We start from the raw sequence: 6462 nt of genomic DNA on the forward strand, positions 1-6462 counted from the left end.
AAGCATTGAAACTATTGTTTATAGGAGATATAGTAGGCCGGCCAGGGAGAAATATAATTAAAGAGAATTTGAAGAATTTGATTGAGGAAAATAATGTGGATTTTGTTATAGCCAATGGAGAAAATGCTGCAGGTGGAAATGGAATTACAAAAAAAATTGCAGAGGAACTTTTTGATGCAGGCATAAATTTTTTTACAATGGGAAACCACGTCTGGGATAATAAAGAGATTTTTTCATTTATCGATACAGAAGAAAGGATTATAAGGCCTCTTAATTATCCTCCCGGAGCTCCAGGAAAGGGTTCTAATATAATAGAAGTAAAAAACAACCTTAAAATAGGTATAATTAATATATCAGGTCGAACTTTTATGCAGGCTTTAGATTGTCCTTTTAGAACTTGTGCAGAAGAAATAGAGAAGATAAATAAAATAACAAATATTATCGTTGTTGATTTTCATGCTGAAGCTACTTCAGAAAAACAAGCCATGGGTTGGTTTTTAGATGGAAAAGTTTCTCTAGTAGTAGGTACTCATACTCATGTACAAACGGCAGATGAAAGGATATTGCCCAAAGGCACAGCGTATATAACTGATGTCGGGATGACAGGGGCCTATGATTCTATTTTGGGAATTGATAAAGATGAAGTAATTAAAAAATTTTTAAACCAACTTCCGGCAAGGTTTGAAGTAGCCTCAGGAAGGGCGCAGTTAAATTCTGTATTAGTAGAAATAGATGAAATTACAGGACTTGCAATTAGTATAAAAAGATTAAATATGCTAAAATAAATTTTAAAAAATAAAAGGAATTTTATGTTTTTTAGAGAATAATAAAATAAGCAATGTAAAATTTTTAAGGAGGAATTAAAAATGGAAGTATTAAAAGTATCAGCTAAATCAAATCCAAATTCTGTAGCCGGGGCTTTAGCTGGTGTTATACGTGAAAAAGGAGCAGCAGAAATTCAAGTTATTGGTGCTGGCGCACTTAACCAGGCAGTAAAAGCTATAGCAATCGCAAGAGGGTATGTGGCTCCCAGCGGTATTGACTTAATTTGTATACCGGCATTTACCGATATAGAAATAGAAGGCCAGGAAAGAACGGCAATAAAACTCATTGTGGAACCTCGTTAATATAATTAAATATATTTATATATATAAAACATATAAAATAGTATGTGATTTTTAGTTTGTAGATTATATAGCCTGTTTTAAGACAGGCTTTTTTGATTTCAAGGAGGAAGCCATAATGCTAATTGATCTTCATATTCATACAACTTTTTCAGATGGCAAATTAACACCCGAAGAAGTTGTAGAAAAAGCTGCTGAATTAAATTTAAAAGCTATAGCGATTACAGATCATGACACTATAGATGGAATAAGTTTCGCAATAGAAAGGGCAAAATATTATCCATCATTAGAAATAGTTCCGGGAATCGAAATCAATACAGATTTTGAGAATGAAGAAGTGCATATTTTAGGATATTATATAGATTATAAAGATCATTTTTTACAAATTAAATTAAGAGAATTTCAGGAGATAAGAAATAGTCGAATAAAAAAGATGATTGAAAAATTAAACAGATTAAACATTCCTATAAAAAATGAAGATGTTGAAAAAGAAGCTGATGGTCCTTCTCTTGGTAGGCCGCATATTGCAAGGGTACTTGTAAAAAAAGGCTATGCCTCATCTGTAGAGGAAGCATTTCTTCTTTACCTTGATAAAGGAAAACCTGCATACGTTCCGCGTTATAAATTGACCCCAGTTGAGGCCATTGAACTTATTAAGAAAAGTGGAGGGATTCCTGTTTTAGCTCATCCAGGACTTATAAAAAATAAAGGCATAGTATTTAAAATAATAAAGATGGGTATAAAAGGAATAGAAGTGTATCATAAAGAACATAACAAGGAAGATTCCAATTATTTTATGGAATTGGCAAAAAAATATAGCCTTTTAATGACCGGTGGTTCCGATTGCCACGGCGATCCTTTGCTGATGGGCAGCCAGCCTGTCCCCTATGAATTTTTAATGCAGTTGAAGGACTCAAAAAAAGATGATTAAAATATTGTATACAAAAAATCAATTTTTTTTGTATTTTTTTTATTAATTAAAAAAAATGGAAGGATAAAAATAAAATATATAGAATACATTATACACGAAATAAATTTAATATTAAAATAAAAGGAATTTGAGGTGAGAGAGTGGCTGAAAAAAAAGTCGATATTAAAATTGATCTTAAATCATGTAAAAGGTGTGGTATATGTATAGCTTTTTGCCCTAAAAAGGTTTTTGATTCAGAGAATGGAAAGCCAGTAGTAGTGAATCCTGAAGCCTGTATTAACTGCAAACTTTGTGAAATAAGGTGTCCAGATTATGCTATAGTGGTAGGTGATGATGAAAATGATAAATAAACCGGTTCTAATGCAAGGAAACGAGGCGTGTGTTGAAGGTGCGATTGTGGCAGGTATGCGTTTTTATGCTGGTTATCCAATAACACCTTCTACTGAAATTGCTGAAATAGCAGCCGAGAAACTTCCAAAAGTTGGCGGGAAATTTATTCAGATGGAAGATGAGATTGCAAGTATGGGTGCTGTTATCGGGGCTTCTCTTGCAGGGTTAAAATCCATGACTGCAACAAGTGGCCCGGGATTCTCGCTAAAACAGGAAAACATTGGTTATGCCTGTTTAACCGAAGTACCTTGTGTAATTGTGGATGTCCAAAGGGGTGGTCCCAGTACTGGTCTTCCAACCCTTCCAGCTCAAGGCGATGTTATGCAAGCACGGTGGGGAACACATGGTGACCATCCGATAATTGTTATATCTCCTTCTTATGTTAGAGAAGTATATGATATGACAGTACGTGCTTTTAACTTATCTGAAAAATACAGAACACCTGTGATACTTCTAATGGACGAAGTAATTGGTCATATGAGGGAAAGAGTTGTATTGCCTGATCCTTCTACAGTAAAGGTTTTTAATAGGAAAAAACCTGATTTATCTAAGATTGCAAAATACAATCCTTATGAAGATGTGGATGGAGATGGAATACCTCCTATGGCCAATTTTGGTGAAGGCATACCCTATCATGTAACAGGATTAATTCATGATATAACAGGTGCTCCTTCAACAAGTCCAGAAGTTACTGCAAAATTGATATCAAGACTAATGAAAAAGATTTATGATAACATTGACGATATAGTTGAATATGAAAACCTATTTACAGAGGATGCAGATACTGTAGTTATTTCCTTTGGTTCAACTGCTCGTTCGGTAGCAAGGGCTGTTAAAATTTTGAGAAAAGAATCGAAAAAAGTTGGAATGATAAGGTTAAAGACAATATGGCCTTTCCCACATAAAGCTATAAATGAGCTACCTAAAAGTGTAAAGAATATTATTGTTGCTGAAATGAATTACGGACAATTAATAGAAACTGTGGAAGCTTCATCTAAAGGAAGACATAATGTTATTGGATTGAATAAATTCAGCGGAGAGCTGATTAGCCCCGATGAAGTTATCGATAAGGTTCGGGAGGTATTAAAAAATGCGTAAAAGTCTTGAAAAATATTATAGGATTGAAAGATTGCCCCATATATGGTGTCCCGGTTGCGGACACGGAATAATAACCGGTGCAGTGGTAAGGGCTATAGATAATTTAAAAATAGATCAGGATAAAATATGCATTGTCTCCGGTATAGGATGTTCTTCGAGAGCCCCAGGTTATTTAAATTTTAATACTTTGCATACTACGCACGGTAGGGCATTGGCTTTTGCAACAGGTATTAAACTTGCAAATCCTGACCTCAAAGTTATAGTTCTAACCGGTGATGGAGATTGTACAGCAATTGGAGGCAATCATTTTATTCATTCCGCCAGAAGAAACATAGATATAACTACTATAATTTTTAACAATAATATTTATGGAATGACCAGTGGCCAGTACTCACCAATGACTCCAAAAGGTGCCTATGCTACTACAGCCCCCTATGGCAACATTGATAGGAATTTTGACCTTTGTAAACTTGCACAGGCAGCAGGTGCTACGTATGTAGCAAGAGCTACTGTTTATCATGTTCCACAGCTAATTAAAATGATAGAAAAAGCAATTATGCATAAAGGATTTTCTGTAGTAGAAGCAGCATCGATTTGTCCAACATATTTTGGAAGGAAAAATAAGTTAGGTTCTCCAGTAAAAATGATGGAAATGTTGAAGGATAATGCTGTTACAATTAAAGCTGCAGAAAAAATGAGCAAAGAAGAGCTAGAAGGGAAAATAGTTATAGGAGAATTTTATGAAGAAATTGCACCAGAATACACAGAAGAATATATGAAAATTATTAAAAAGGCACAGGGGGTTGATTAACATGGAAGATAGATTTGAATTAAGACTTAGCGGTTCAGGAGGACAAGGATTAATTCTTGCTGGCATTATCCTTGCCGAAGCAGCTATAATAGAGGGGAAAAATGCTGTCCAGTCTCAATCTTACGGTCCCGAGGCAAGAGGAGGGGCAAGCAGAGCAGAGGTTATTATAAGCCAAGAAGAAATTGATTATCCAAAGGTTACAAAGCCTGATGTACTTCTTGTTTTATCTGAAGAGGCCTTGAAAAAATTTAAAGATAATCTATCGGAAAAAGGAATAATAATAAAAGATTCTTCTCTTTCAAAAATAGACTCTCCTTATAAAGTTTATGAACTACCAATTATTGAAACAGCTCAAAATAAAATAGGAAGGACTATGGTTGCTAATATCGTGGCATTAGGAGTAATTACCGAACTAACCGGTATAGTAAGCAAAGAAGCAATTGAATCTGCTATCCTTGCAAGGGTTCCAAAAGGAACAGAAGAATTAAATAAAAAAGCTTTATATGCCGGTTTTGAATTAGCAGCAGGAGTTAAATAAAATTTAAATAAATTCTTCTAAAAGAAAAATCATAATTATTTCTGGAGGGAGGGGTTAATTTTTAATTAATACACATATAAAACAGTAAAATTATAAAAAAAGAAAAAATAATTAGAGGGGGAGTTTTACATGACTGAAACATTAAATCCTTTTGAGATAGTTCAAAAACAAATTAAAACTGCATGTGATAAGCTTGGTTTAGAAAATTCTTATTACGAAGTTTTGAAAGAGCCAGAAAAAGTGCTTACGGTATCAATACCAGTAAAGATGGACGATGGTTCTGTTAAAACCTTCATTGGATATCGTTCTCAGCACAGCACCATCTTAGGACCTGCAAAAGGTGGGGTAAGATTCCATCCTGATGTGACAATGGATGAAGTAAAAGCCCTTTCTGCTTGGATGACATTTAAATGTGCTGTAATAGGTTTACCCTATGGTGGTGGAAAAGGTGGAATTAGAGTAAATCCAAAAGAGCTTTCAAAAGGAGAACTAGAAAGGTTAAGCAGGGGTTATTTTGCTGCTATAAGCCCAATTATAGGTCCAGAAAAAGATATTCCAGCGCCAGATGTATATACTAATGCTCAAATAATGGCCTGGTTTATGGATGAATTCAGCAAGCTAAGAGGATATTACTGTCCTGGTGTAGTAACCGGAAAACCCATTGTTATCGGAGGTTCTCTTGGAAGAAATGAAGCTACAGCAAGAGGCGCTATGTTTGCAATTAGAGAAGCTGCAAAGAAGATAGGTCTTGACCTTACAAAAGCAACGGTTGCTATTCAAGGCTTCGGTAATGCAGGTAGTATTGCTGCAAGGCTTTTAAATGAACTTGGATGCAAAATAGTCGCTGTAAATGACTCGCGAGGAGGGGCGTACAACCCCAATGGCCTTGATCCGAAAGCAGTTCTCGATTATAAAACCAAAAATGGCACTGTTAAAGGTTTTCCGGGTAGCAAAGATATTACAAGTGATGAATTATTAACCTTAGATGTTGACATTTTAGTCCCTGCAGCATTAGAAAACGTAATTACCAGCAAAAACGCAGGAGACATTAAAGCTAAAATTATTGGTGAAGCAGCTAACGGACCTACAACACCTGAAGCTGACGAAATCTTATATAAGAAGGGCGTTCTTGTAATTCCAGACATCCTATGCAATGCCGGCGGTGTAACTGTATCTTATTTTGAATGGGTACAAAACTTAATGAATTTTTACTGGACGGAAGAAGAAGTAAATCAAAGATTAGAACATTTAATGGTAAAAGCCTTTAATGAAGTATATAGCTTACATAAAGAATATGGCGTAAACATGAGAGAAGCTGCATACATGGTTGCCATAAAGAGGATTGCAGAAGCCCTGAAGGTTAGGGGCAGAGTCTAAAAAAAATCCCTCCCTTTTCAGGGAGGGATTTTTAAATAAAAGTTATAAGAATCATATTTTTTAGGAATATAAATTATCAAAAATTACTAAAGGATTTTTAAAATAAAAATAGAAATTATTAAATAAAGAAAAAGTATAGGAGGGAACAAACTTGTTTGATAAAGAAAGCCTCAATAGGATACAGGAAGAGAAA

At 34.8% G+C, this 6462-nt stretch carries 8 protein-coding genes; all 8 read left to right on the top strand.

What is annotated here, in order from left to right:
• Positions 1-5: 5 nt before the first annotated feature.
• The 8 genes from ACPLVF_RS08105 to ACPLVF_RS08140 all read left to right on the top strand — a co-directional run bounded on the left by ACPLVF_RS08105 (position 6) and on the right by ACPLVF_RS08140 (position 6269).
• Positions 6-785: a TIGR00282 family metallophosphoesterase gene (locus ACPLVF_RS08105; RefSeq protein WP_424907324.1), complete on the top strand. Its 780-nt coding sequence runs from the start codon at positions 6-8 to the stop codon at positions 783-785.
• An 81-nt stretch (positions 786-866) separates the two neighbouring features.
• Complete coding sequence (locus ACPLVF_RS08110) at positions 867-1127, top strand: stage V sporulation protein S (RefSeq protein ID WP_068748500.1); 261 nt, start codon at positions 867-869, stop codon at positions 1125-1127.
• 115 nt (positions 1128-1242) lie between these two features.
• The gene (locus ACPLVF_RS08115; RefSeq protein ID WP_424907325.1) at positions 1243-2055 is read left to right on the top strand and encodes a PHP domain-containing protein; all 813 of its coding nucleotides are present in this window, start codon (positions 1243-1245) and stop codon (positions 2053-2055) included.
• Positions 2056-2195: 140 nt separating this feature from the next.
• Entirely contained in the window at positions 2196-2405 is a 210-nt protein-coding gene (locus ACPLVF_RS08120) for a 4Fe-4S dicluster domain-containing protein (RefSeq protein WP_424907326.1), read from the top strand.
• Entirely contained in the window at positions 2395-3543 is a 1149-nt protein-coding gene (locus ACPLVF_RS08125) for a 2-oxoacid:acceptor oxidoreductase subunit alpha (RefSeq protein WP_424907327.1), read from the top strand. The genes ACPLVF_RS08120 and ACPLVF_RS08125 overlap by 11 nt, the downstream gene beginning before the upstream one ends.
• Positions 3536-4354, top strand: a complete 819-nt coding sequence (locus tag ACPLVF_RS08130) for a 2-oxoacid:ferredoxin oxidoreductase subunit beta (RefSeq protein ID WP_424907328.1) — start codon at positions 3536-3538, stop codon at positions 4352-4354. The genes ACPLVF_RS08125 and ACPLVF_RS08130 overlap by 8 nt, the downstream gene beginning before the upstream one ends.
• 1 nt (position 4355) lies before the next feature.
• Entirely contained in the window at positions 4356-4892 is a 537-nt protein-coding gene (locus tag ACPLVF_RS08135; RefSeq protein ID WP_424907329.1) for a 2-oxoacid:acceptor oxidoreductase family protein, read from the top strand.
• 129 nt (positions 4893-5021) lie between these two features.
• Positions 5022-6269: a Glu/Leu/Phe/Val family dehydrogenase gene (locus ACPLVF_RS08140; RefSeq protein WP_424907330.1), complete on the top strand. Its 1248-nt coding sequence runs from the start codon at positions 5022-5024 to the stop codon at positions 6267-6269.
• Positions 6270-6462 lie beyond the last annotated feature (193 nt).

The organism is Thermovenabulum sp. (assembly GCF_049701175.1).
GTDB lineage: Bacteria > Bacillota > Thermosediminibacteria > Thermosediminibacterales > Thermosediminibacteraceae > Thermovenabulum.

Excerpts from the sequence above, each read along its gene's own strand:
- ACPLVF_RS08110 (WP_068748500.1), top strand. The coding sequence starts at position 867 with ATGGAAGTATTAAAAGTATCAGCTAAATCAAATCCAAATTCTGTAGCC.
- ACPLVF_RS08115 (WP_424907325.1), top strand. The coding sequence starts at position 1,243 with ATGCTAATTGATCTTCATATTCATACAACTTTTTCAGATGGCAAATTA.
- ACPLVF_RS08125 (WP_424907327.1), top strand. The coding sequence starts at position 2,395 with ATGATAAATAAACCGGTTCTAATGCAAGGAAACGAGGCGTGTGTTGAA.
- ACPLVF_RS08130 (WP_424907328.1), top strand. The coding sequence starts at position 3,536 with ATGCGTAAAAGTCTTGAAAAATATTATAGGATTGAAAGATTGCCCCAT.
- ACPLVF_RS08135 (WP_424907329.1), top strand. The coding sequence starts at position 4,356 with ATGGAAGATAGATTTGAATTAAGACTTAGCGGTTCAGGAGGACAAGGA.
- ACPLVF_RS08140 (WP_424907330.1), top strand. The coding sequence starts at position 5,022 with ATGACTGAAACATTAAATCCTTTTGAGATAGTTCAAAAACAAATTAAA.